The sequence below is a fragment of the Amycolatopsis sp. NPDC000009 genome, from assembly GCF_055563465.1.
Genome location: NZ_JBVHDI010000004.1, coordinates 396832 through 423529, shown reverse-complemented (window position 1 = coordinate 423529; position 26698 = coordinate 396832). Strand labels below are relative to the sequence as shown.

The following is a 26698-nucleotide window of genomic DNA, read 5'->3' as shown; positions in this document are numbered from 1 at the left end:
AGGGTACCCAGAATACGACCCGTGAACGCGCGCCATCCGTACGTGAATCGTTATCCGCGCTTGATCAACCGGGTGATCCTCGCCGTGGCCGGCTTCAATTCCTCGACCTTCAAGGCCATGAGCACGCCGAACGACACCACGATCCCGACCATCGTTTGCAGCAGAAGTTTCACCCAGGCATGGAAAGTAGGCCCGAACGAGTCAGGGACGATCTGCCCGGCGAGCCACGCCGCCCCGACCCCGAGCACACTCGCGACGACCGTGAAGAGGATCACCCCGAGAACCCGCTTGCTCCGGAGATTCCCGAGGGTCACCCACAGCCAGACCTGACCGAGGATCGCGCCGACGACGAAGGTGAGGCCGTTGACCATCATCACGCCGAGCACGATGTTGTCCGGGGAGAGCAGCGCCGGGCACAGGTACAGCAACGGCACCTTCACCACGGTCATCACGATCATGATCAGCACCGGCGTCCGCGCGTCCTTCATCGCGTAGAACACCCGCATCTGCAGCATGACCAGCGCGTACGGCAGCAGTGCGAACGCGGAGATGGCCAGTGCCTCGCCCATCCGCGACGCGTTCTCGACCGTGCCCTTGCCCAAGGTGAACAGCGCGATGCCGACCGAACCGCCCACCACGGTCATCACCGCGGAGATCGGCAGGAGCGTCACCGTCGAGATGCGCGACGCGTAGGACAGGTCGCCGATCAGCTTCTTGTGGTCGCCGTCCGCGGCCGCGCGGCTCATCCTCGGCATGATCGCGGTCAGCAGCGACACCCCGATGACGCCGTACGGCAGCTGGAAGAGCAGCCACGCGTTGCTGTACGCGGTCACACCGCCTTGTGAACCGCTGGTCAGCACGCGGGTCGTGATCGTGTAACCGATCTGGCTGACCGCGACGTAGCCGACGGTCCAGAGCGCGAGCCCGCCGAACTCCTTCATGCGCTTGTCGATGCCCCAGCGCCACTTGAACTTGAACCCGGACCGCAGCAGCGGCGGGATCAGCAGCACCGACTGCGCCACGATGCCGAAGGTCACGCCGAGGCCCAGCGTCAGCAGCTTCGGGTCGGTGATCGACACCGGATCGGTGGAGATGTTCCCCGGCATGATCCACACCACGAGGATGGTGAAGATGACGACCAGGTTGTTGATCACGGGTGCCCACGCTGTCGGGCCGAAGATGTGCTTCGCGTTCAGCACCGCCGAGAGCAGCGCGAACAGACCGTAGAAGAAGATCTGCGGCAGCAGCAGGTACGCGAACGCGGTGACCAGCGCGGGATTGGCGTCACCGTTGTCGTCGACGTAGAGCTTGGTGATCAACGGCGCCGCCAAGACGGCGATCGTCGTCCCGATCACGAGCAGCGTGCCCGCCACCGTGACCAGCCGCTGGGTGTATGCCTCTCCGCCGTCCTTGTCGTCCTGCGACCGCACGAGCAGCGGGACCACGAGGCTGGACAGGACACCGCCCATCAGCAGCTCGAAGATGATGTTCGGCATCGTGTTGGCGACGTTGAACGAGTCGTTCTCCACCTGGGCGCCGATGGCCGCGACCAGCAGCAGCTTCCACGCGAAGCCGGTGATGCGGCTGATCAGCGAGGCGATCGCCATCCGGCCGCTGGACTTCGCGATCGACGGCGCCTTCGCCGGAGCGGCGACGTCCTGCTCGCCGGTTTCCCCCGGCCGCGGTTTGACCAGCGGCGCGTCCTTGATCGCCGGCATGACCTGCGTGGCGAGCTGGTCGTACGGGCGGAGGACGTCGGGGTCGGCGACCGGCCAGCGCGATCCCATCGGGACGCCGGGGGTGCGCGGGATGAACCGCGTCGCGTCGGGTTCGTCGCGCCGGTCGACCTGCCACGGGCGGACCGGTGGCGGCTGACGGCGCCCGCGATGCGGCGGAGGCGGTGTCTGGTGGAGCGCCTGCGGCTGGGGTGGAGGTGCCGCCGGACGGCGCGGCGGCGGATTCTGGGACGGCTGCGGCAGCGGCGGGCCCTGCGGCGGCGGAACCGGCTGACGACGAGTCGGCGGCGGAGGCGTCCCCTGGGCAGGGGGCACCTTCCGCGGCGGTGCCTGGTTCGGCGGCGGGGTCTTCGGCGGCCTCAGCCGCCGTGTCTCGTCGTCGGGGCGGCCTGCCACCCGCTGCCGGCGTCCGTCCACCGGAGGCGGGGGCGGGGGCGGCGGCACGGCCCGCCGCGGGCGCTCACCGCGTTCGGGCGGGGGCTGCTGCGGGGGCGGCTGACGACGCTCCGGACGGCGTGCGGGTCCATCGGTGCGGCGGGGCGGTGGCGGAGTGCCTTCGCGCCGGGGACGGCCTGCACGCTCGGGCGGTACACCCGGCTCTCTTTCCAACGCGTGCCCAATCCTCGGTGCTCGGCTACGTGATGCCCGGCGGCATCGTTCGACCCAGGGTAATCGGCAACGGCCGGAAACACTTAAACCTGTGCGTCCTCGGTCACACGCGGGGCGGGTTCGTTCGCCCGATCGGCTCGGGAGTCCTTGATCCTCCGGTAGATCCGCCTGGACGACAGGAGCAGCAGCGCACCGGCCGCCGTGATGGTGATGATGATGGTGATCGCGCCGTACTCCGTGGACGTCAGCTCGAACCGCGCGGCCGAACCGAGCGGGGTCCCGTCGGGCGTGGTCAGCGAGACGTCGACGCTGAACCGGCCGGCCCGCAGCGCCTCGACCGGGAGCAGCCGGTTGCGGGCACTGTTGGCCGGGACCATCTGCGCCTGCAACAGGGTGTCGTCGGTCGGGCGCAGGCCGACGTTGTTCTTCAAGGCGACCTGGACGGCGACGCCGACCGGCAGGTTGTTGGTGATGAACACCGGCAGCGGCGCCGCGCCGGAAGCCAGCGCGATCGTCTGCTTCGGCCGCTCGACGGTGACCTGGCTGCGGATCGCCTCCAGTTCGCCGCGGGCGTTGCCGGTGACGGTCGCGGCGTCCGCGCCGCGCCACGACGTCGACGCGGCCCGGATGAGGGCGAGCCGCACCGGGGCGATCACGTCGGCAGGCCTCACCCGTTTGGTGGCGTCCATCGTCATCGCGGACGACAGGCCCAGCGTCTCGTTGTCGAGCTGGGACATCTTCGCGGTGACGTCGCCGCCGGTCGCGGCCGTCAGATCCTTCGGGTCGTAGTTGACCGACGCCGTCCCGGACGGGCTTTCGCCGAGCAGTTCGGACAACGGCGCCGACTTGAGCAGACCGGCGGCGTAGAACTCGCCCATCCGCTCCAGGAAGGTGGTGAGCTCGGCGCCGGTCGCGGCCCAGTGCCGCGGCGGCGCGATCAGCAGCCGCGAGCGCCCCGCCCCCTCGTTCTGCCCGCCGAGCCCGGCACGGAACGCGATGGCGCCGAGCCCGTTCTGGGTGGACTCCGAGCCGTTCAGCGCGGACGAGATCAGCGCGTCGATCGGCTGCGCGCGCAGGTCCGTCCCCTCGATCGAGACTCCGCTCGAGAGCGGCGTACGGGACTGGAGCTTGCCGGAATCGGTCAGCACGGTCTTGACGCCCGCCTTGCCGATCGCATCGACGGTCTGCGAATCGAGGGCGCCGCCGGGCCAGAGGACGCCGTCCTGCGGCTGGATACCGAGCAGATTCTTGATCGTCCCCGCGCCGTCGAGCGCGGTGGTCATGAGCGCGGTGTCGGTGGCGTCGCCGGCGCGGACCTTCGTCAGCGCGGTGAGGTCGGCGTCGGCGAACGGAAGGGTGACCACGCACCGGCCCGCGACCAGCGCCTTCAGCCTGCCGAGCCAGTTCTTCGCGGTCTCGACGCCCTTGCCGGGGGCGCCACCCGCGATCTGGTAGCCGCGGGTCATCCCGTCGACGGTCGCGACCAGGTCGGGGTCGATGGCCAGGCACAACGAAGACGAGACCTTCGTGTCGGCTTCGGCCGCGCGTGCCGCCTCGACCAGCGAGTCCAGCCGTCCGCCGGCGGCCAGTTCGTCGGCCAGCCGCTCGTCCGCCAAGGTCAGCGGGCCGCCGAGCGGGGCGGAGACGACGTGCACGGCACTGTTCGCGATCGGCCACAGCAGACTCGTGGCCGGGGCAGATGGCGGGCGTGACCCGGGAGCCTTGCCGGGGACACCGAGCACCGGCATCAACAGGGTGACCGCCGCCAGCCGCTCCGGACCGCCGAAATCCGGGGTGCCGTTGACGTTGACCAGCAGCGGGTACACGCCGGTCTTCGGGAACTGGAGCTTGGCGGACGGGCCGAGCGGGACGGACAGGTTCAGCGCCGCGCTCTGTCCGGGCTCCAGCTCGTCCGGTTCGAGATCGACGAACTCGGTCGCGGCGAGATCCTTGAACTTGTCGCCGGCGAGGACGTCACCGATCTGCTGCTCGGTCTGGAGCCGCGTGCCCAGCTGCAGCCGGACACCCAGTTTGCTGATCCGCCGGTCGCCGACGTTGGTGACGCGGCCGGTGACGGTGAGCGAAGCCGAGGTCGAGGTGACCACGCGGGGGTTCAGCTGGTCGAGGTCCACGCGCAGCCGGGGCTGCTCCTGGGCCTGCGCGCCCGCGACGGGCAACACGGTGAAGACCAGGAACAGGATCGACAGGACAGTGGCGGCAAGCCGCTTCACTCAGGTGCTCCCTCGGCGGTGTGCTGTTGCTGCGCGAAGAGTTCTTTGGCCTTCCGGACCAGCTTGCGCTCGTCGGAGTAGGCGAGTTTGGTCTCCAGGTCGGCGAGCGGGACCCAGGCGACCTCGGTCACCTCTACATCCTCGTCCGAAAGTTCGCCGCCGATGGATTCCAGGATGAAATGGTGCACCGTCTTGTGCACGCGCCGTCGCTCGGCCACGAACCAGTAGTCGATGGTGCCCAGCGGCTCGAGGACCTGCGCCGAGATGCCGGTCTCTTCCTTCACCTCGCGCACCGCTGTCTGCTCCACCGTTTCACCGTCCTCGATGTGGCCCTTCGGCAGCGACCACAGCAGTCTGCCGTGCCGGTCGAGCCGCCCGATCAGCGCGGCGTTCGCCCGTTCGGCGTCGACGACGAGCCCGCCGGCCGAGGTTTCGTCGACCGTGGTCAGCCGCCTTCCCCGCCTGCGCCTCCGCCGGCGGCCCGGCTTCGAAGCGCCGGAGCGCCCGGCTGATCCAGACATGCTGCGATGCTAGAGCAAACGGCGGTACAGGTACGCTGGCTCTCCGTGCCCATGGTGGGCCGGGTCGTAGTAAGTGTCTCAGTAAGTACATCCAAATCGTGGTGGGATTGTCGTGAACAAGGTGGTCGCCGGGCAGGCGATTGCGGGGAAGAGCACTGCGATGCAGAACGCCGTGACCGAGCTGATGCGCATCTCCCCGCTGGCGGACGAGCTCGCGAAGCTCTTCGCGAAGGCGGGACACAGTCTGTACCTGGTCGGCGGCAGCGTCCGGGACATGATGCTCCGAAGGCTGTCGAGCGACCTCGACTTCACCACCGACGCCCGCCCGGACCAGGTGCTCAAGATCGTCAGCGCCTGGGGCGACGCGGTGTGGGACGTCGGTATCGCGTTCGGCACCGTCGGGGTGACCAAACAGGGCATGACCCTGGAGATCACCACGTTCCGCGCCGACAGCTACGACCGCGTCGGCCGCAACCCCGAGGTCACCTTCGGCGACAGCATCGAGGGAGATCTGCTCCGCCGCGACTTCACCGTCAACGCGATGGCGATCGACCTCGCGAACAAGACCTTCGTCGACCCGCACGACGGGCTCCAGGCACTGCAGGACAAGGTGCTGGACACGCCCGCCACCCCGCAGGAGTCCTTCGCCGACGACCCGCTGCGCATGCTGCGGGCCGCGCGGTTCTCCGCGCAGCTCGGGTTCACCGCGGCGCCGCGGGTGGTCGACGCGATGTCGTCGATGGCCGAGGAGATCGACCGGATCACCGCCGAGCGCGTGCAGGCCGAGCTGTCGAAGCTGCTGCTGGCGGACGACCCCCGGCCCGGGATCGAGCTGCTGGTCGACACCCGCCTCGCCGACCGCGTGCTGCCCGAAGTGCCAGGGATGCGGCTGGCGATCGACGAGCACCACCAGCACAAGGACGTCTACCAGCACTCGCTGACCGTGCTCGCGCAGGCGATCGACCTGGAGAAGTCGCACGAACCGACCTCCGAGCCGGATTTGATCCTGCGGCTCGCGGCGCTCCTGCACGACGTCGGCAAGCCCGCGACGCGCGAGTTCCAGCCCGGCGGCGGTGTGAGCTTCCACCACCACGAGGTCGTCGGCGCGAAAATGGCCCGCAAACGTTTGCGTGCGCTGAAGTTCTCGAAGGAGATCGTCCAGGACGTCAGCCAGCTCGTATTCCTGCACCTGCGGTTCCACGGCTACGGTAAGGGCGAGTGGACCGATTCGGCGGTGCGGCGCTACGTCACCGACGCCGGCGACCTGCTGCCCCGGCTGCACAAGCTGGTGCGCGCCGACTGCACCACGCGCAACCGGAAGAAGGCGGCCGCGCTGCAGGCGACCTACGACGACCTCGAGCGGAGGATCGAAGCCATCCAAGCGCAGGAGGACCTCGATCGGGTCCGCCCGGACCTCAACGGCGAAGAGATCATGCGGATCCTCGGGCTCAAGCCGGGGCCGGACGTCGGCAAGGCCTGGAAGCACCTGAAGGAACTGCGGCTCGACCGCGGTCCGCTGGAGCACGACGAGGCGGTGGCCGAACTGCGGAAGTGGGCCGCCGAGAACGGCATAGGCTGAGATAAACCCCGTTGGTCTCTGGATCCACGTGGCGTAACCCGAGATACTCCTGCCGGTGCTCCGGGCAGGGGGAAAATCCATGGCGAAGCGGCCGCCCAGTTTCCTGGTGACATTGCTGCGTCGTGGCGCGCCCGCGCTGGCGACGGCGACGAGCGAGCTGTCGGACGAGGTCGGCGACCCGACACCGATGCGCGCGCTCCGGCGGATCCAGCACATGTCGGGGCCCATCGACACGGCCCATCGCGACAACCTGCTGCTCAGAGCCGCCCGCTACGTCGCCCTCGTCCCGCTGGTCTACCGGCTCTTCGCGGTGCCCGGAGCGTTCGGCGTCTACGTCTCCACGCACGGCATGATCGGGATCGGGCCGGTCGGGCTGGTGGCGCTCGGCTCGGCCGGGCTCTCGCTGTACGGCATCCGGTGGATGCTGCGCTCGGCGCCGTTCCGGCCGCAGTTCGCGGCCCGGCTGCTGGCGATCGACCTCGTGTTCACGCTGCTCGCGCCGCTCGCGGTCGGGGCGCTCGTGCCGGCGTCGGTGTTCACCGAGGCGATGGCGATACCCGGCAAGCACCTGCTCGGCGAGGTCGCCCTGCTGGCGCTCGCGCTCGGCATGCCGGCCGCGGCGGCGCTCGCCGTCGGCAGCTTCCCGGTGCGGATGCTCGCGTCCCTGCTCGGCACCGGCCAAGCCGCGCCCGGCGACGCCATGGCCACCTTCCCGTCGATCCTCGGCGTCCTCTTCACCGCGAGCGGCGCCCTGGTCCTGATCGGGCTCGGTACGCGGCTCGCCCTCGCGTACGGCATCCGCAACGGCCGCATCGCCGAACGCGCCCGCCAGCACCGGATGCTCCACGACTCCGTGCTGCAGACCCTCGAAGCGATCGCACTGGCCAACAAGGGCGACCCGGCCACCCGGCTCGACGAGGTACAGCGCCTGGCGCGGGCGCAGTCGTTGGAGCTGCGGCGGACGATCGAGACCGAGGCTTCGGAACGGTCGGAGGCCGGCTCGCGGCCGCTGGGCGAAAAGCTCGCGTCGCTGGCGGCGGAGATGGCGCGGGACGGGCTGCGCGCCCAGCTCGTGATCGCCGAGCTCGACGACGACACGCTTTCGGAGGTCCGGCAGATCGCCATCCGCGACGCCGTCCGCGAGTCCCTGCGCAACACCCTCAAACACGCCGGGACGGACAAGGTCGTCGTCCGGGTCGAGGAGCAGGAAGGTGGCGTCGCGGTGATCACCCGCGATCACGGCGCCGGGTTCAGTCTCGACTCCCGGCCCGCCGGTTTCGGGATCAGCGAGTCCATCACCGCCCGGCTGAACGAGGTCGGCGGGACCGCGCGGGTGGAGTCGGCTCCGGGCAATGGCACCAGAGTCACCCTTTGGGTGCCTTTCTGACGGTAAACAGGAGAACATGAAGAAAACGGACGTCCTGGCCGAAGCGCTCACCGCGTACCGCGACGGTGACCGCGCCACGGCGGCGGACCTCGCCGAGCGTGCCGGATCCACACTCGGCATCGAACTGCACCGGTACCTGACCGAGGGCGGCGGTGGAGGGGTGTACGACCAGCCCGCCGCGTTCACGGCGTTCATCCGCGGCGGAGGGAACGTCAAGCTCTACCGTCAGCTCAGCGCCATGCTCGCCCGGCGCTACGGCAGTGTCGGTTCGCTGCTCGACCTCGGCTGTGGCGACGGGCTCGCCGTCGTCCCCGCGCTCGAACAGGCGGACCGGCAACCGGGCCGGATCGACCTGGTCGAGCCGTCGAGCGCGCTGCTCGCGGAAACGCGGAAGCAACTCGACGGCACGCACGGCCTGCACACCTGGGACGCCACCGCGCAGGAGTTCCTCGCCCGCGACGACGACCGGCAGTGGCAGCTGACGCAGTCGACCTTCGCACTCCAGTCGATCCCGACCGGCGAGCGCACCGAGGTCCTGCGGGCGCTCCGGCCGCGCACGGCGTGTCTGGTGCTCGCGGAGTTCGACGTGCCCGACTACGACGAAGACTCCCCCGAGTACCTGCTTTCCCTGGTCACGCGCTACGAACGCGGGATCTCGGAATACGGCAAGGAGGCCTCGCTGGTGGCACAGGGGTTCCTGCTGCCGATCCTGCTCGGCCTGGTCAAACCGGGGGCGGACCGCACGAACTGGGAGCAGCCCGCCACCGATTGGGCTTCGCAGTTGAAGGAAGCGGGCTTCGCCGGCATCCGGATCGAGCCGCTCGCGGACTACTGGTGGTCGCCCGCGGTGCTGATCACCGCGTCCTGAAGTTGGCTACGTTGGGGGCATGGGGATCCCGCTTTCCGCGCTCGAACTCGCCATCGTCGAGGACGGCCGCGCGGCCACCGAAGTACTCGCGTCGACGGCCACCGTCACCACGAAACTGGAGGAACTGGGGTATCACCGCGTCTGGATCGCGGAACACCACGGCTCGCCCGCCATCGCCACGGCTTCGCCGCCGGTGCTGGCCGCGCATCTGGCGGCGGTGACGTCGTCGATCCGGATCGGCTCCGGCGGGGTGATGGCGCCGAACCACGCCCCGCTGGCGGTCGCCGAGCAGTTCGCGACGCTTTCCGCGCTGCACCCCGGCCGGATCGACCTCGGCGTCGGGCGTGGTCCCGGCACCTTCGACGAGAAGATCGTCCGCGCGTTGCGGCGGGGCGCGGATCCGGCGACGGACGACGAATACCGCGCCGACGTCGCCGAGTTGCTGCGCCATCTGGCCGGGGAGACCGGGATCCGGGTGCTGCCCGGCGAGGTCCCGACGCCGGAGCCGTGGCTGTTGTGCTCCAGTGCGGCCGGCGCTCTCCTCGCCGCCGAGCTCGGCCTGCCGATCGCGGTCGCGCACCACATCCGTCCGCAGAACACGGCCGAGGTGCTGCGGACGTATCGCGAGAACTTCAAGCCGTCTCAGTGGCGCGAAGAGCCGTACGTGATCCTCTGCGTCGAGACCATCTGCGCGGATACGGACGCCGAAGCGGCCTACGTCGCCGGGCCGTGCGCGGTGATCAAGTCGTACCTGCTCAACGGCGAGGGCGGCGACCTCGCCTTCCCGACCAGGGAGCAGGCGGCCGCGCACGAGTTCACCCCGGAGTCGAAGGAGCTGATCGCGCAGTTCACCGCCGCGCAGGCGCACGGCGGACCGGAGAAGGTGGTGCGGTCGCTGAAGGACTTCGCCGCGGCCACCGGTGCCGACGAGCTGATGCTGACGGCACCGGTGTACGACGCGGCCGCGCGGGCCCGGTCCTACGAGCTGGTCGCGAAGGCCTTCTGACTCCCTGCATTTAGTCCTCTGGATGCGGTAGTTGCGTGTGCAAGGACCGCATCCAGAGGACGAAACGCGGGTGGTCAGACGCGGGAAAGCGCGCCGGTTTCGAGGTGCTGGGCGATCGGCCGGGGCAGCACGTAGGCCACGGCCCCGCCCGGCGTCCCGTTCCACGGCGCGGTGATGCCGGTGACCACACGCAGCGGCCGCACGACGCGGTAGAGCCGGCGCTCCCGTTCGCGGTCCGCGGCCAGCGACGTCTCGATGAACCGCGCCGATTCGGCGTGCACGAGATTGCCGGTCTCGTTGCCGAACCGCTGCACCGTGGTGCCCGACGGCAGGACGACGATCCGCTTGCGGCGGAAGAAGTTCAGCGGCGGTTCGCCGCGCAGCGGCAGGATCGGCCAGTCGGCGGGGTTGTCGGACTCCTCGTTCGCGCCCATCGCGCCTCGCGCCGGGTACAGCAGCAGGGTGCCGAGGAAGAACCGCGCCGCCTCTTCGAGTTTGGCGAACGCCACCGGCTCGTCCGTCGGCGGACGCGAGACCTCCCAGCCGCTCTCGGTGCGGCGCAGGGTCCAGAGCCCCGGCTCCGGCACCGCGTTAGCGCCGATCCGGTAGGCCGTCGGCGCCACCCCGTGCTCGGCCAGCCGCTGGTAGAGGACGTCCAGCACCTCGACGGCCCGGATGTCGCGCGCGGGTTCACCGTCGCGTTCGACGCGGGTGCGGGCACTTTCGTCCGGCAGGTCCGCGGCGGTCTGCGGCGGCCGCGGCTTGCCGACGATCTCCGCCTCCGCGGTCGCCCGCACCAGCTCGCCGACCAGCGGCGGCCGGAATCCGGCGGCCCGGATGTGCTCGATCAGTTCCGGCTCCGGCGGCACCCCGTACTTGCGCAGGTAATGCGGGACCGCGGCGGGCCAGATCCACACGCCGTCGGTGTGGAAGGCGTTCGGCACGTCCGGCGGGCCGTTCGGGGTGAAGATGTCGGGCTGCGGACCCGGCCGGGTCAGCGCCACGGGTGAGCGGAAGAGGTAGTCCAAGACGCCGCGCATCAGGTCCGGTGGCACCGGCGGCCGGTTGACGACCGGGCGTTCGCCCTCGTTGTGCGCGTCGACGACCTTCGCGTGCCGGAACACGACGTCCAGCGGCAGTCCCGCCTTGGCCGAAAGCCAGGCCGGGACGTGCTTGGTGTCGCGCGGGAAGATGGCGAGCTCGGTCGCGTACGCGCGCGGCGACGGCTTCCCGCCCTCGTTCGGCGCGAGCCGCCAGGTCGGTTCCTGCTCGGCGTCGAAGTCGAAGTCGAAATGCGATTCCGAGTCGAGCGTGAAGGTGCCCTGGAACCAGGTGCCGGTCTCGGGCTGGTGCATCGCCGCGCGCAACCGCGCGAACAGCGAACCGAGCTCCGGCGGGGCCGCGATCGACACCGACACCGGGCCGTTGCCCTCGTCGCCGACCGAGCGGACCTCGAGTTCGGAGTAGTCGCCGACCTGCCGGAACTGGGCGCCGACACGCTGCCAGCCCGGCGGCAGCACCCGCAGCAGGGTCCGGCCGATGGCACGCAGCAGCGCGCCCTGGTCACCCGTGCCGATCGACGGCCGGGCTTCGGGTGTCTCGACGAAATCGTGCCTGGTCTGCCACAACGCCGTCAGCCGCGACGGCGAGGCGGTGGTCGAGAAGTCCGTCAGGCCCAGTTCGGCCGCGCGGGCCGCGTCCTCGCCCGCCCAGCGCAAGGTCAGGTCGCCGCCGCCGGAGCTCGGCGCGATCTGGAAGTGCTCGTCGTCGAACCGGCCGTACGACTGGAGGCTGAAGGTCGCGCCGACCTCGCCGTTCAGCACGACCCGGGCCGGGCGGCCGTTCCAGTCGCGATCGAAACCCTCGGGCGCCGCTTCCCCCGGCGGCGCGATGAGCAGCAGCGTGCCGTCTTCGGTCGACCGCTGGGCCGCGAAGACGGTGTCCCCCCAGACGGCGTACAGGCCATCCGGCCGCTCCGCCGCTTGAACCCGGTAACGCACTATGTGTCCCCTCCCCAAATACCCCAAACCGGAGGTAAATCTAGTGGGCCGGATAGCGGGCGTACCACCGGTCGTCACCCGGTGCGTTCCCGCCGAACTCCGCGAGCGCGTCGTCCGCCAGCCGTCCGATCACCTCGGCCAATTCCAGCTTCTCGAGCCAGTCCGTCCGCAAGGCCTGTTCGCCGTACATCGCGCCGACGAGGTTCCCGCAGACCGACCCCGTCGAGTCGCTGTCGCCGCTGTGGTTCACCGACGCGAGCAGCGCGGTGTTCGCGTCCGTGGTGGTCAGGGCGACGTAGACCGACATGGAGAGCGCGGTTTCGCCGATGTGCCCCTGCCCGAGCGATTCGAGCTTCTCCGGCGTCGGGGCACCTTCCCGTGAGAGGGCGAGTGCCTGATCGAGCGCCACGCTCTGCTCCTCGTGCCCCTGGTACCTCTCCAGCTCGGCACGGGCGGTCGCGATGGCGTCGAGCAGCGGCTTCCCGGCCAGCAGTTCGCGCACGATCACCGCGAAAGCACCCGACGAGAGATACCCGCTCGGGTGACCGTGCGTCAGTGCCGCGCTCTCGGCGCCGAGCCGGAACACCTCGGCCAGGTCGTCCGACCACAGCGCGACCGGTGCCGCGCGCATGATCCCGCCGCAGCCCTTCGAGTTGTTGACCGGCTTGTCCATGCCGGCGCGCACGCCCGTCTTGCCGTACGCCTCCAGCTCGCCGAAGCAGGTGAGCCCGGGCGCGCGACGGCTGAACAGCTCGCGGTTCGTGATCAGCCAGCCGTCCGGTTCCGCGCTCGTGTCCTGCGGGCCGCGTGCCCGCTCCCACGAGACGCCCTGGGTGTGCAGCCAGCGCTGGTAGGCCAGCTGGAGCGACTGCTCGACGGGAGTGGTAGCAGCGGTAGCAGCGGTAGCAAAGGTCCCCTGCTGCCTCCGGCTGGTAGTAAAGGTCCCTTGCTCCCGGCGGGCGGCGGCATGGGCCCTGATCAGGCCTTCCAGGGTGAACAGCGTCATCTGGGTGTCGTCGGTGATCCGCCCGACGCCGCCGTACGCGGGGATGAGGTCGGTGATCCCGGCGGGTCCGGCGATCTCGCGGATACGGTCGATCGAGTCGAACTCGGTCTTCGCGCCGAGCGCGTCGCCGATCGCCCCGGCGAACAGGCTGCCGCGCAGCCGCGACCTGGTCGCCGGATGTTGAAGCCACTCGCGCATTTCTCTACTGATCTCCTCGTGGATACCGGTTCGCGTCCCAGCGTCGCCGCTCTTCGGGCTCGCGGGGCAGGCCGAAGCGGTTGAAGTAGTAATACGCGTCGCCCGCCATGGCGTCGACGACGCCGAGGTCGGCGAACGCGGCGAGCCAGGACTCCGGCAGACCGGGCACGGTGAGCCTGGCGCCCACCATCGCCCCGGTCAGCGCCGCGGTCACCGTGCCGCCGCGGGCGGCCAGCGCCAGCGCCGCCTCGGCGTCGTAACCCCGTTTCGCGGCGGCGAACAGCGCCCGGCCGAGCACCGAAAGCGGTGTCCGGCCGTCGCCGATGCTCTCGAACTGCTCGACGTCATCACCGTCGACGTCGTCGCGGAGGTCGAGCACGGTCTTGACCAGCTCGCCGACCTCGCCGCTGTACTCGTCGAAGCCTTCGAGGAAGTTCGCGACCGCCGGTTCGCCGTTCTGGGCCGCGAGCTGGGCGCGGAACACGTTCACCAGCAGTTCGGCGCCGTGGACGACCTCGTGTCCGGCGGCGGATCCGACCAGCTCGCGGACGACCTTCATCGCGTAGAACGTGCTGTCGGCGGGGCCTTGCACGCCACCGGTCACCGTCGCGGCGAGCGCCGTCGCCAGCAGGGCCGAGAACTCCGCGGGGGCCGGTCCGGCGGCCGCGGTGGCCTTGGCGACCCAGCCGTCCGGCCGTCCGCCCGCGGGCAGCGACGCCGGGATCTCGGGCTTGTCCGGGGTCGGGTCCAGGCCGCGGATCACCGATTCGGTGTGGAACAGCAGTTGCCGGGTCAGCCCGCCGAGCGGCAAGCCGTCGGCGGGATCCGCGCCCGAACCCAGTGCGTCTCCGAGCGCGAAGCCGACGTACGCGCCGAGAAGCCGCGGGTACGCGAAGCTGCCGACGGGGAGCGTCGGGTCGTAGAACTTCCCGAAGGTCCAGGCGCTCGGGCGAGGCTCGCCGTTGTCGTAGAAGTGCGTCACGAGGCCGTTGGCGAACAGGTCTTCGGGCAGTTCCGGCAGCGGACGGCCGTCGTACTTCGCCCGGGAGCGCTCGAACGACAGCGTCGAGGCGCGGACGTAGCGGGTCAGCTCGTCGCTGCTCAGGGGGTAGCCGTTGTCCCTCGCCTGGTCGACGAGGCTCCGCAGATTCGCGACAGCGGCGCCTTCGTACTCCCCGCTGAAGTACGCGGGGCGCCCGACGGACTCGGGGCGCTCGGTGCCCGCCGGAAGCTCGAGGTCGGCGACCTGCCGCAGCGTCTCCGGGTAGACGTTGAAGGTCTCCGGACGGCCGGGGTTGACCAGCAGGCCGACTCCGGGGTTGTCCTTGGCCCGCCGCAACAGCACGCGGGGCTGGACTCGCTGCCACATCGTGTACTCCGACGGTACCTGCGCCTCGGAGGTGTAGACGACGAAGCGCGCGCCGGCGTCACCGAAGTCGCGGACCTGGAGGTGGCCGTCCTTCGCCGGGGCCAGGACGTCGAGGTCCAGCATCCAGTGGACGAAGTCCTCCGGCGTGATCCATTCGACGCGCAGGTAGCCGAGCAGGGTCTCGACCGGGCTTTCCGGTGCCGGGCGGCCGGAGAATCGCGGCCCTGGCCGGTGATCGGGGTTCGCGCGGACCGCGCCGGTCGGCTCGCCGTACAGCGTGTGCTGCTCCCAGCGCAGGATCGCCGCCTTCGGTACGGGCAGGCCGGGTACCGCGTCCGGGTCGAACTCGGGATCGACGATCTCCGTCCACCGGGTGAAGGCGTCGGTGTCCTCGCCTGCCGCCGAAACGGCCATCAGCTCCAGGTCGAGGCGGATCTCACCGCCGTCGTCCGGGACGAAGGCGACCGGGCTGGGGAACAGGCCGGCGCTGGGGTCGGTCCCGTCGAGCCAGCCGACGGTGTTGTACGTGACGTTCCAGCCGTCGGTCGCGCGCACGACGTAGTCGCGGCGCACCCGCAACGCGCCGGTGCCCTCCCCGCCTCGGCCCGCCAGCCACTCCTCGACGCGGCTGACGGCTTCCTCTTCGTTCATCGTCCCCATCCTGGCCTGTCGGTGAACCCGCGACCGCGATCGACGTCGGCAGGACGCTGCCTGGTCATCCACGTCACAGGCGTGGAAAGGGCGTCCCGGGCGGGTTCACGCCTTCGGTCATTTTCGGCTTCCATCTCAGCTCCGCCGCCCATCCTGTTCACCAGCGCGGATACCGCTGGGCCCAGCCGTCGACCTCGTGCAGTGCCGAGTGGCGGTCGAAATGCCAGAACGCGTCCGTGGCGATGTTCTCCAGCAGGTAACGCAGTTCCAGCTGCTCGACCCACTTCTGGGGCAGCCCCGGGATGCCGGTGCGGGCGCCGAGCAGCGCGCCGGCGATGGCGCCGGTGATCGCGCTGCGGCCCGAGTGGTTGACCGCCCGCAGCAGCGCCTGCTCCGGGTAGTTCTCGAAACCGGACAGTGCCGCGAACGCGCGGCCCAGCACCGAAAGCGTGCCCTTGCCGTCACCGATCAGCTCCGGGACCCGCAGATCGGGCAGGCCGTGCTTGCCGAAGAACGGCACCGATTCCGCGACCATCGCCTTGAGATCCGCCCAGACCGGCCCCCGCTGGTGCGGGTTCTGGTCGCTGAAGATCTCCCGGGAGGTGTTCCAGACCGGGTAGCTGAACGCCTCCGAGGTCAGCGCCGGTTCGAACAGCCAGGTCAGGTAGGTCGCAGCTTCGACGTCGACCTCGCCCGGATGGGTCACCGCGACGAGGTCGCGCACCGCCTGGCGGACGCCGCCGCTCAGCGCGCTGCCCGGCCCGGCCGCGGTCATCGCCGCCGGCAGTGCCGCGACCAGCGCGTCCGGTCCGCTCATCGGCATCGCCGTCGGCGAGATGGTCGCCAGCGCGTGATAGGCGTTCAGTTCGGCGTCGTCGGGAGTGCGGCGGACGCGGAGTTCCGGCACCTTCACGAGCCAGCCGTCGGCGTTGTCGAGCGGCGCGCCCTGGGTGTGCAGCCAGCGCATCAGCGAGTTGCGCGCGACCGTCCCGAGCGCCTTTTCGGCGTCGCGGTTCTCCGGCTGCTCGCGATGCGGGCTGCGGATCACGGCCTCGGTGTAGAACAGCAGCCGCTGGGTGAGCGGCCCGATCCGGCCGGGCAGGTCGAACGCGACCGGCAGATCGGTGACCCCGTCCGGGCCGTAGGTGTTGTGGATCTCGTCGAGCCGCATCCGGTCGACGGCCGCGCCGAGCGCCTCACCGAGCGCGAAGCCGACGTACGCGCCCGTGACGCGCTGCCAGCCGTAACGCGAGCTGGAGCGGTCTCGCTCGAAGTACTTGCCGAAGGTGTCCAGACGCGGCTGGATCTGCCCCTCGTTGTCGTAGCCCGGCGCCAGCCCGTTGGCCCGCAGGTCGTTCGGGCGGCCGCGGGGTGGTTCCGGCTGCCGGAGCCGCGCCAGCCACGACTGGCCGAGGACGGTCTTCTGGCATTCCTCGGCGCTCAGCTCGAACCCGCGGCGGCGGGCCCGTTCGGCGGCGGCCAATGGCGGCTTCACCGGCTCGGACAGGCCCATCTTCGCGGCGGTGTCGACGGCGAGCGCCTCCAGCTCCGGGTCGGCCTCCGGGCAGCGCTCGTTGACGTCGACCCCAGGGCCCCGGCGCGGGAACCGGAGCGCGGTCTCGGCGAGTTCGGCGCCGCTGACGTCCTCGAACGTCGCGGGACCGCCGTTGATCACCAGGTTCGGCGGGCTCTCGTAACCCGCGAGGGTGGCGATGTCGACCTTCCAGTACCCGTGTTCACGGGACGGGAGGTTCCTGGTCGAGCTGAACACCCGCAGTTCGGCGCGTTCCTCGTTGAAGTAGAACCGTTCCGTCTTGCCCGACGCCAGGTCGAGCGGGACGTAGACCTCGCAGCGCAGCAGCCCGACGAGCAGCTGTTCCCTGGTCAGCCAGCCGACGCTGGCGAACGAAAGCAGCGTTTCGAGCTTGTTCTCCGGCTTCGGGTAACCGCGGCGGACCGGGCCGGCCTTGTACTCCGGGTTCTCCCGTTCTTCCCCGGTCTGCACGCCTTCCGCGTTGACCTTGACCCAGCCCGCGACGACCGGCGGCGGGACACCGAGGTCACCGAGCCCGGCCTTCGCGTACTCGGGGTCGACGACCTCGCGCCAGGCCTCCTGGCCGGGGAACGCGACCGGGACGCTGAGCCCGCCGGGCTGCGGATGCGCCTGGCGCAGCTCGCCGTCCGGTTCGCGGACGATCACCGACGGCGGCGGGAAGATCTCCTTCTCGGCATGACCCTCGTCGAGGAAGGCGATCGTGTTGTAGGGGACAGACCAGCCCTCGGGGATGCGCAGGACCTTCTCGTGGTTCACGCGCAGGCCGGCGCCGCCCGGTTCGGACACGTCCGGACCGTGGACCGCGCGCAGCCACTCTTCGACCTTGGCTACCGCTTCCGCCGATTCCACCTACTCGATCCTCTCCAGGCTGCCGTCGGACACGTGCTCGGCGATGGTCCTCGGGAGCACGTAGGCCACCGCCCCGCCGGGCATGTTCGCCCAGGGGACGGTGACACCGATGATCACGTGGAGCGGGCGTCGCAGCCGGTAGGTCCCACCGACGCGCTCCCGTTCCAGCGGCAGGGACGTCGTGGCGAACCGTACCCCTCCGTGGTGAACCAGATTGCCGGTCTCCTCGCCGAACCGCAGTACGACCGTACCGGCGACCATCCGGCTCACGCGCTTGTTGCGGAGCAAGGTGAGGGGAGGCTCACCCGGCGCCGCCTGCACCGGCCAGTCGGCGAGTTCCTTCGCCGTCTCCAGTGGTGTCTCGTGTCCGGCGGTCATCCTCGCCGGATGCAGGAGAACCGCGCCGAGCAGCTGATGCGACGCGTCTTCGAGCTTGTCGAAGTACTTCGGCGACACCGGGGCGCCGTCCGAATAGGCGGCGACCTCCCAGCCCTTTTCGGTGAAGTTGAGGCACCAGGCGCCGTCCGCGCGGTCGCCGATGCGGTAGGCCTCCGGCCAGACGGCGTGCTCGCCGAGCCTGCTGACCAGCACGACCAGGAGTTCTTCGTCGGTCAGCACCGGATTCGGCGACGTCTCCAGCTCCGCGGCGATGTCGCCCTCGGTCTTCTTGACGTCGGAGCGGCCCGGCTTCGGCCGCGGCTTGCCGAGGAGATCCGCTTCCGCGGTCCGCCGCACGAGGTGTTCGACGTACGGCGGCTGGAACCGCTGGCCGCGGATGTGCGCGACCAGGTCCGGCTCCGGCGGGATCCCGTATTTCCGCAGGTAGTGCGGTACGGACGCGTGCCAGATCCAGGTGCCGTCGGTGTGGTAGCTCTCGGGGACGTCGTCGTCGGCCTCGGGATCGAAGATGTCCTTCCCGAGCCCGCTGCCGGAGAGGATCGCCGGCTCACGCTCGAGGTACTGCGCGATCAGCGGCGCTTCGGACTCGTCCAGCTCCGGTCTGTCCACCACGGGCGGCTCGCCCTCGGTGTACGCGTCGACGATCCGGGCGTGCCGGAACTCGACGCGCAACGGCAGCTGCGCGCGCAGCCGCCACCAGTCGGGGACGTGCTCGTCCTCGCGGGGGAATGCGGCCAGTTCGTCCGGGTACGCCGAAGCCGACGGAGCCTTGGTCCACGCCGGTTCGTCGTCGAGGGTGAAGTCGAAGTCGAAGGTGCCGTCGGGTTTCACCGTGAACCGCGACTGGAGCCAGGTCCCCCGGCCGATCGCGTACATGCCGGTGCGCAGCCTGCCGAAGAGTTCGGTCAGCTCGGGCGCGGGCGTGAGGTTGTGGCCCTCGAGTTCGGTGTGATCCCCCGCCTGCCGGAAATCGGCGACGGCCGGATGCGCCGCGTCGGCGGTACCCGAGCGGATGAGCTTGCCGATCTCGACCAGCAGCCCGCGTTGTTGTTCCGGAGTGAGTTGTTCCACGTGAATCATCGCGCCCGGTTCGGCCGGCTGAGCGGGCTCATTCCGAGTCCCCTTCCGCCGGTGGTTTGTATTCGGGGAAACGCGGCTCCGCCCGGAACGACGGCGGCTCCCCGGCGGCGCGCCGGGCCAGCTCGTCCTCCCACATCTTGAAGGTGCGCTTGCGCAGCGACTGGATCAAGGCCAGTTCCTGGGGTGCGAGACGGCGGTCTTCGCGGTCGGCTTGGGCGTAAAGGCCGTCGATCGTCTCGTAGAGGGCGAAGACCGCACCCTCGCCCTTGAGCGAGTACGCACGGGCGACTTCGGTTTCCTGGACGAACTTCTCCTCGGACACCTTGCTGATATCCGAACTCGCCATCGCCCGGAGGACCTCGCGCACGTGTTCCGGCTTCTCGTCGAACTCGCCGGTGCGAGAGTTGAGCAGGTAGCCGGTGAGACCACCCTCCGGTGTCTTGTCGACCCGGTAGGTGCCCGCGTAGTAGGTGAAGTAGGCCGGAGTCTCGATCATGCGTTCTCCTCGGGAGGCTTCGGCAGCCCCAGCTTCAGGCCATCCATGAACCTCACCCGGACCTGATTGATCAGTGCGGCTTCCAGTTGCGCCTGTTGCAGGGTCAGCCTGCCCTTGCTCTTCGCGTCCTCGCCCGCCGAATCGGGGATGTTCTCGTCCATCGCCCGGTTGTACGTCGGGAAGTCCCGGCGGACCTCGTACAGGGCGTGCTCGAAGACGGCGACGTCGTCGATGCTCTTCAGGTGCAGCCGCAGCTCGGCGACGTGCCCGTTCGGCAGCCGGACGTTCATCTGCAGGTCGCGGTAACCGCTCGCCTGCGGGTTCGCGAACCGGTCTTCGAACTTGACGATCTCGAGATCGTCACGCGCCATGATCTTGTTCAGCGCGTTGTAGGCGGCCGCGACCGAGTCGAACTGGATCTTCGCTCCCACCAGATCGACCAGCCGGGCGGCGTTACCGTCGTATTTGGCGATCTTGGCCAGCGCCCGGCTTTCCGTCTTGGGTTCGGTCCGGGCGCCGGGAATGTCGTTCTCCCCCGCGATCTCGGCGACGATCCGGTTGAGATGCCCCTGGTTGCCGGCCCAAGCGGCCTCTTCCCGCGCGAGGAATTCCTTGATCTTGGCGAGGTTCCCGATGTGCTCCTTGGGGAATCCGGCGTGGACCCGGTGCTCCACTTTCGAGGTGGCGGCCATCTCGGCCGCCGCGTCGGCGATCCCCCGCTGTTCCGGGGTCAGCGGCGTCTCACCCGGCCCCGCCTGTTCGACGCGGTCGATCAGCTGGTTGTCGTTCGAGTGCGCCTCGTGGAGGGCGTCCGCGAGCATCGGGATCGCGTCCGGATGCTGGAGCAGGCTGCCGATCGTCTTCGGATTGTGCAGCAGCGAGTCGACGAGGTACGAGTTCTTCGGTTCGAGCATCAGCTCGATGAGCTTCGGCTGACCAGGCAGATGGTCGCGGATGAAGTCGCTCAGCGGCCCGAGGTCGTGCTGGACACCGTCGTCGGTCGTGATCCGGACCCGGTCCCTGGTGTCGTCCAGTCCGGCGAGCGCCGCCTCGAACTCCGGAGTGGCCAGCAGCCGTTCGGCGTTCGCGCGTGCCTGGGGATCGACGTGCGAGGGGGGTTCCGGAAGCGACTGGGACGCCATGCCGTAGCCCCCGTCGTGCGGCGGCGTCACGATCGGACGGCCGTCCGGCCCGATCCGCGACGGCTGCACGTCAGGGCCGTCTTCCCTGGCGTAGGCGATCCGCGGGTCGACGGGCCGCGCCGACGAGGTCTCCGTCCGCGTGGTGTGCGCGTCGGCGTGCTGCGCGGCCGGGCCTTCCGGGACGCCGACGTGCATCAGCTTCACGTCCAGCGGCGGATGCGGCAGATTCATCAGCGCGCCGGACTGCGGGTCGATGAACGCGACGCCGTCACGCGTGTTCGCCACCATGGCGACGTGCCCGCGCTCGACGCCGTTCTCGTCGAGGTACTTCACCGCCACGACCGCGTGGTGATCGGTCGGCATCCCTCGCATCTCACGGATGACGGTGTCGTAGTCGGCGCGGTCGGAGAACTCCCCGCCGAACCGTCCCTCGACGTGCTCCAGCGTGCCGCGGCTGTCCATCTCGTGCACCAGCAGCGGATCGGCGGTCGAATCGATGCCGTTCAGCCGGTCCATGTACGCGCCCGGCGTGCGGGTGCAGTTGGAGCGGTAGCCGTTCGCCAGCGCGTCGGGGTCGTTGAAATGCGGGTTGACCTCGCCGAGCCGCGGATGCCGGTCGGCGATGTACGCGGCCTGTTGCTCGGGACTCGCCGAACCGGCGTGGATCGCCGGTTCACTCGGCGGGTTCGTCGCGACCGCCAGCGCCGAGTGGTCTCGCTCGGGGGCGGGCAGCTCGATCGTGTCGTCGGTGACGGGCTGCTCGCCGTACTCGGGCCCCTTTTCGACGTCCGCGACGCCGTGGTCCGCCGGGTTCTCCGTGGTGACGTGCGGGGTCTGCGGCTCGTCGAAGCCGCCGAGGCGCGCCATCGACTGCGCCTGGGCGAGACGCGCGAGTTCCGGCGCCTCCGCCGCGTGCCGGGCCCGCCGCTCGTCCATCTTCTGCTTGGCGGTCTCGGGGTCGAGGTAGCGCGGGTCGCCGGGAGTGACCTCTTCGGCGTGGATGACCCATTTCGGCCGGTCGACCAGCGGCGGAGTCTTGAACTCCTTGCTGTGCACGTAAAGCTGGGTGGCCGGCTTGTTGATGGCCTCGTTCTCGCGCGGGTTCTCGGCGAGCGACGAGACGTCCTTGCCCGTCTTCGAGACGATGTGGATCTCGACGTCTTCGCCGAACTTCGACTTCGTGTCCGGCGAGGTTTTGATGGTCGAGCTGGTCATCGTCGGCTCGGGCACGGTCTGGCCGGGTTCGTAGTGCGCCGCCATGATCGCGGCGGCCTGCATGTCACCCTTGGTGTCGATGCCGCGGATGGCCTCGCCGTGGAAGTCCGGCAGCTCGTTGAGCGCGCCGACGATCGCCCGGGTGCTGCGCTGGGCGTTTTCGAAGTCGGGGTGCGACTCACCCTTGCGGTTGGCTTCGTTGATCGCGTACGCGTGTTCGCGCGAGTACGAGTAGATCGCTTCGGCGGCCTCGGGCGAGACGCGGTCCTTCAGCGGGCTGGCTTCGAGCCGCTTGAGCGCCTTCTCGCGAGCCTGCTCGGCGAGTTCGGTGCTGTCGTAGCGGTCCCGGAGGCTCTTGTGATCCTCCGGCGTGCCACGGAAACCGTCGTCGGAGAGGTAGCTCTCGTCGACTCGCGCGGGGGTTTCTTCCGGGCCCCTGAGCCGGTCGGCGATGTCGAGTTCGGTCTTGGGCGCCTGCTCCTGGACCGGGGTTTCGGTGTGCACCGTCTCCGGCGCTTCCGAGTGGTGGACGTGCGGAGCGTCGCCACCGCCCATCGGCATCGCCTTGATCGACGCCGGATCGTCGGGCAGCGTCACGAGCCGCCCGGTCATCGGGTCGGCGAAGACCACGCCGTGCGGCGTGTTCACCGCGGCGACGATCCTGGTCTCGATCCGGTCCTTGGCCCGCGGCGAGCCTTCCGGCGCGGTCGGATCGGCGGCGGCGTGGTGCTCGAACGCCACCGCGGTCCGCGCGCCGACCGGACGTTCGCCCAGCTCACGGGCGATGTCGGCGAAACCGTTCCGATCAGACCACTGCCCGCCGAGCCGGTCGCTGACGTGCTGCAGCGGTGAACCGCCGGTCGACGGCGCGGCGACCGAGTCTCCGCCGTTCATCCGGTCTTCGAACGCGACCAGCGCTTCGGCCGAGTTCGTCTGGTAGCCGTCCTTCCACGACTCGGGCGCGTAGTAGTTGCGGGTGTTGGCCTCGCCGATCGCGGGGATCTCGTCCATGAGCAGCCGGACCTGCTGGTGCGGCGTCTCGGTCGAACCGGCGTGGATGACCGGCGTCCCGCCCTCTTCGAGTGGCTTCGCGAGCTCGGACCAGCCACCGTCCGGAACGTGTTCCCTCGGCGGCTTCGGGAGCTCGCGGGCCGGGGCGTCGGTGACGTCGACCCAGCCGCCCTTGCCGTCGGCCACCTTGGTTTCGAGCCCCGCGAGACCCTGACCCTGGAACAGCTCCGGGTGATCGCGGCGCAGCTGGGCTTCCTGGTCGGCGGCTTCCTGCGCCAACCGTTCCTGCACGGCGTTGTTGTAGTCGCGCCGCTCGGCGACCTTCTGCTGCACCTGCTCCGCGGTCAGGTGGTCGTCGCCGTCGACGACCTCCTCGCATTCGACGATCCACTTCGGCAGGTCGTTGGGCGAACCGTCGTCGAGACGCTTCTTGTAGTGCGGGTGCTCGGGATGCCCCGGCCCCATCTTGACGTCGGTGACGCGCAGCTGCGTCGCCGACTTCAACAGGACTTCGCGTTCTTCCTTCTTGGAGGCGAGGTCTTCGATATGGCGTCCGGTCTTCGACTGGATGCGCATCTCGACTTCGCCGGGGAAGGTGCTGTGCGGATTCTCGGGGGTGACCCGCGACGTGCTCAGCATCTGCGGATCGCAGACGATCTGGTCCTTGGCGTGCGCTTCGAGGAAGGCCCGGATCGCGCTCTCGTTGCCGTTGAAGTTCACCCGCCGCGATACGAGCCCCTCGTAGGCGGGCATCTCGTTGAGGCCGGAGGTGATCGCCTCGATGTGTGGACGGAGCGCCTCCAGCTCCGCGCCACCGTGCCGCTGGGCGTGCGTGATCCGCTCGGCCATGTCGGTGCGCGTGTAGCTGTGCACCGCGTACGCGCCCTGATCCGACATCTCCTTGACGCGCGGATCTTCGTGGGCGTCGCGTTTGGCGAGACCTTCGCGGCGGACCTGTTCGCTCCGCGCTTCCCCGGTGTCCTTGTCGAAACCGCGCTTGTCGATCTGCGTCTCGGCGAGCGCGCGGTAGGCGGCGGGATCGTCCGTGTGGAAGTCCGGATCCGTCAGGTACGGCTCGTCGACCGTGGGCTTGTCGTCGGGCGTGACGTCCTGGGGCGCGTCGGTGTCCTTGGGGGACTCGACGTCCTTGGGAGTCTCGACGTCCTTGGGAGTCTCGGTGTCCTTGGGAGTCTCGGTGTCCTTCGGGACGTCCGTGTCCTTCGGAGCCTCGACGTCCTTCGGGAGCTCGGTGTCCTTGGGCAGGTTGTTCTCGCCGCGGTCCTGAGGTGCCTGCTGCGGCGTGTGCTCCACCGGCCGTACCGGAGGCTGCTGCTGCGGACGTTGCGGCTGCTGGGGCCCCGCGTTCGGGTCGTGACCAGGGCGCGGTGCCGGGACATGCGGCGGACGCTGCGGGCCACCGAAACGCGGCGGCTCGGCACCGGGCGGCATCGGCCTGCCGGGCTGCTGTCCCGGATGCCCCGGCTGACCGGGGTGGTGACCGGGTGGCGGCGGCATGGGGCCGCGGTTGCCGGGGAACGGGCCGTTGCCCGGATGCTGGGGCCGCGGCGGAGGCGGCGGATAGCCCGCCGGACCGCGGTTGCCCGGCGGTGGGCCGGGCGGCGGTGTCTGCGGACGCGGCGGGACCCCGCCGTTCGGACCAGGTCCAGGCCTGCCCTGATAACCCTGGGGCGGCCTCGGCGGACCCTGCGGACCAGGGGGCTGCGGCGGTTGCTGAGGACGCTGGCGCGGGCCGCGGTCCTGCGGATATCCACCCTGACCGGGATGCTGCTGCGGCGGGCGCGGGCCCATCGGGCCGGGCTGACCCTGCGGTCCTCGCGGTGGCATGGGGCCGCCACCACCGGGAGGCGGCGGCGGAGGCGGCGCGAAACCACCCGGAGGCGGCGGCTGCATCGGCTGCTGGCCCTGGAAGGGCATCGGGCCGGGCTGCTGGTCGAACCGTGGCTGCTGTGGTCCGCCGTTGCCCGCGAAACCCGCGGCTTGGACGCCGTCGTTCGGCCGGACGGGCCGGGACGGATCGTGTCCGGGAGGCGGGAAACCGCCGCCAGGGGTGGGCCCGTTGCCGCCGGGCGCCATGCCGTAGCCACCCGACGGAGCGGGCGAGCTCGAACCCGGGTTCGACGCCATGCCGTACCCGCCGGAACTCGACGGCGCGCCCGTGGAAGCGGCGGGCGGCATCGCGCTGGACTGCGAAGGGCTCGGCGAAGGACTGTGCGAGGGGCCCGGCCCCGGGCTGGACGCCGGGCTCGGTGCCGGCCCTTGGGACGGGCTCGGCGCGGGGCTCGAAGCGGGTGTCTGTCCCGGCGCCTGCGACTGCGCGGCGGGTGCCTGCTGCTGATTCCCCGCCGCGGCTTGCTGCTGCTGACCGGATCCGTTGTCGGCGGTGGCCGCCGGGGCGTTCTGGTGGGTCTGCGCCGCACGCTGACCGTCCCCGGTGTTCGCCGGGGCGTCGGCCGGACGTTCCGGGGCCTGCGTCGCGGACTGGCTGACCCGGTCACTGTCCGCGGTCCGCTGCGGATCGGCGGTACCGTCCGAACCGCGGCTCGAAGCCGCCGGACCGTCCGAAGTGGACCGTGGCGCTGGATCCGATGAAGAGTCCGACCGCGAAGAAGAACCGGAATCCGAAGAGGAACGCGAGTCCGAAGAAGAAGAGCCCGAGTCCGAAGAGGAACGCGAGTCCGAAGAAGATCCGGAGTCCGACGAAGAACCTGAAGACCCCGGGGTACGCGAAGGCGTCCCCGCATCACCGGTGTCCACATCCGGCGTCGAAGGCCCGTCACCCGTCGAGGCGCCGGGCGTGTTCGCGGCCTTGATGTCGCCGATCTGGCTCTTCGCCCCGTCGACACCGCCGCCGACCGCTCCACCGGACGCGCCCATCAGGACGTCCTTGGCCGAAAGCTTGTCCAGGTCACCGGTGACGGCCGCCTGCCCGACCGTGCTGGCGACCCCTTCGGCCGCGCCGCGCACGGCACCCCGCGCCGCGCTGTCGACGATCTGGCCGCCGACGCTGTCGGAAAGGCCCTTGGTCGCGCCCTTGCCGATACTGCTGCTGCCCGCGCCGACCACGCCGTCGACGGCGCCGCTGATCGCGGAATCCTTGGTCTTGCTGAAGTCCCAGCTCTCGCGGTCGCCCTTGGCCATCTGCAGGCCCTGGATTCCCGCGTCCATGGCGAGGTTCATCGCCGTGTTCTGCAGGACCTCTTTGCCGATCTTCTTCAGGCCCTCCTTGAGAAGCTTCTCCAGGAGTTCCTTCGCGACCTTCTTGAAGCCTTCCTGCGCGAGCTTCTGCATCAGCTGCCGGAAGATCATCTGGACGGTCATACGGGTGGCGATCTGCGCCGGCGCGATCCCGGCCGTCGACCCACCGAACGTCACCGCCGCGGCCGCGATCATCGCGACGATCTGCGCGGCCAGGATCACCAGCGAGATGATGATCATGTACTTCGTGTACTCGACGTCCAGCGCGGTCGCGTTGCACGAGTCGCCGAGCGCCTTCGAGGAGTCGGCCAGCGACTTGAAGTACGCCTCGTCGCCCTCGACGAACTTCTTCCATGCCTCGGCGAACTTCTCCGCACCCTGGCCGCTCCAGCCGCCGAGGACCTCGGTGGCGCCCTTGGTCGCGGTGTCGGCGATCGGCTGGATCGCCTTCGAAGCGTTGTGCCAGGCGTCGCGCAGTTCGCGGAGCTTGTCCTCGTCGCCTTCGGGCCAGCTTTCCCCGACGACGATCGGCAAGAGCCACTTGACCGCGTCGGGCATCTCCATACCCACGGCG

14 protein-coding genes are annotated in these 26698 nt (G+C 70.1%); 4 read left to right on the top strand and 10 right to left on the bottom strand.

The annotated features are described in order from the left end of the window. Nucleotides 1-50 precede the first annotated feature (50 nt). The 3 genes from murJ to ACZ3HL_RS15470 all read right to left on the bottom strand — a co-directional run bounded on the left by murJ (nt 51) and on the right by ACZ3HL_RS15470 (nt 5097). Nucleotides 51-2153 carry a murein biosynthesis integral membrane protein MurJ gene (gene murJ / locus ACZ3HL_RS15480; protein WP_465531513.1) on the bottom strand — a complete coding sequence of 701 codons (2103 nt, stop codon included), beginning with the start codon at nt 2151-2153 and terminating at the stop codon, nt 51-53. A 275-nt stretch (nt 2154-2428) separates the two neighbouring features. Then, nucleotides 2429-4576: a DUF6049 family protein gene (locus ACZ3HL_RS15475; protein WP_465531511.1), complete on the bottom strand. Its 2148-nt coding sequence runs from the start codon at nt 4574-4576 to the stop codon at nt 2429-2431. Then, nucleotides 4573-5097 (bottom strand): NUDIX hydrolase, encoded by a 525-nt coding sequence (locus ACZ3HL_RS15470; protein ID WP_465414271.1) that lies wholly within the window; start codon nt 5095-5097, stop codon nt 4573-4575. Before ACZ3HL_RS15470 ends, ACZ3HL_RS15475 begins: the two co-directional genes overlap by 4 nt. A gap of 160 nt (nt 5098-5257) precedes the next feature. Here ACZ3HL_RS15470 and ACZ3HL_RS15465 point away from each other — a divergent pair, with 160 nt between their 5' ends. The 4 genes from ACZ3HL_RS15465 (at nt 5258) to ACZ3HL_RS15450 (ending at nt 9937) form a co-directional block, all read left to right on the top strand. Next, a complete protein-coding gene (locus ACZ3HL_RS15465; protein WP_465531645.1) occupies nt 5258-6676 on the top strand; it encodes a CCA tRNA nucleotidyltransferase in 1419 nt (472 codons plus the stop codon). 79 nt (nt 6677-6755) lie between these two features. Then, on the top strand, nt 6756-8063 hold the full coding sequence (locus tag ACZ3HL_RS15460) for a sensor histidine kinase (protein WP_465414267.1): 1308 nt from the start codon (nt 6756-6758) through the stop codon (nt 8061-8063). A gap of 16 nt (nt 8064-8079) precedes the next feature. After that, the gene (locus ACZ3HL_RS15455) at nt 8080-8931 is read left to right on the top strand and encodes a class I SAM-dependent methyltransferase (protein WP_465414264.1); all 852 of its coding nucleotides are present in this window, start codon (nt 8080-8082) and stop codon (nt 8929-8931) included. Between the two features lie 19 nt (nt 8932-8950). Continuing rightward, entirely contained in the window at nt 8951-9937 is a 987-nt protein-coding gene (locus ACZ3HL_RS15450; RefSeq protein WP_465531509.1) for an LLM class flavin-dependent oxidoreductase, read from the top strand. A gap of 74 nt (nt 9938-10011) precedes the next feature. Here ACZ3HL_RS15450 and ACZ3HL_RS15445 read toward each other — a convergent pair whose 3' ends face one another. The 7 genes from ACZ3HL_RS15445 to ACZ3HL_RS15415 form a co-directional block, all read right to left on the bottom strand. Further along, nucleotides 10012-11937: a TNT domain-containing protein gene (locus ACZ3HL_RS15445; protein ID WP_465531507.1), complete on the bottom strand. Its 1926-nt coding sequence runs from the start codon at nt 11935-11937 to the stop codon at nt 10012-10014. Nucleotides 11938-11977: 40 nt separating this feature from the next. Then, complete coding sequence (locus ACZ3HL_RS15440; protein WP_465531505.1) at nt 11978-13141, bottom strand: ADP-ribosylglycohydrolase family protein; 1164 nt, start codon at nt 13139-13141, stop codon at nt 11978-11980. Between the two features lie 4 nt (nt 13142-13145). Further along, on the bottom strand, nt 13146-15161 hold the full coding sequence (locus ACZ3HL_RS15435) for a YrhB domain-containing protein (protein WP_465531503.1): 2016 nt from the start codon (nt 15159-15161) through the stop codon (nt 13146-13148). A 157-nt stretch (nt 15162-15318) separates the two neighbouring features. After that, the gene (locus tag ACZ3HL_RS15430; RefSeq protein ID WP_465414253.1) at nt 15319-17565 is read right to left on the bottom strand and encodes an ADP-ribosylglycohydrolase family protein; all 2247 of its coding nucleotides are present in this window, start codon (nt 17563-17565) and stop codon (nt 15319-15321) included. Next, complete coding sequence (locus ACZ3HL_RS15425) at nt 17566-19035, bottom strand: TNT domain-containing protein (RefSeq protein WP_465414251.1); 1470 nt, start codon at nt 19033-19035, stop codon at nt 17566-17568. Between the two features lie 37 nt (nt 19036-19072). Next, a complete protein-coding gene (locus tag ACZ3HL_RS15420; protein WP_465531501.1) occupies nt 19073-19540 on the bottom strand; it encodes a hypothetical protein in 468 nt (155 codons plus the stop codon). Continuing rightward, the gene (locus ACZ3HL_RS15415; protein ID WP_465531643.1) at nt 19537-26688 is read right to left on the bottom strand and encodes a WXG100-like domain-containing protein; all 7152 of its coding nucleotides are present in this window, start codon (nt 26686-26688) and stop codon (nt 19537-19539) included. Before ACZ3HL_RS15415 ends, ACZ3HL_RS15420 begins: the two co-directional genes overlap by 4 nt. Nucleotides 26689-26698 lie beyond the last annotated feature (10 nt).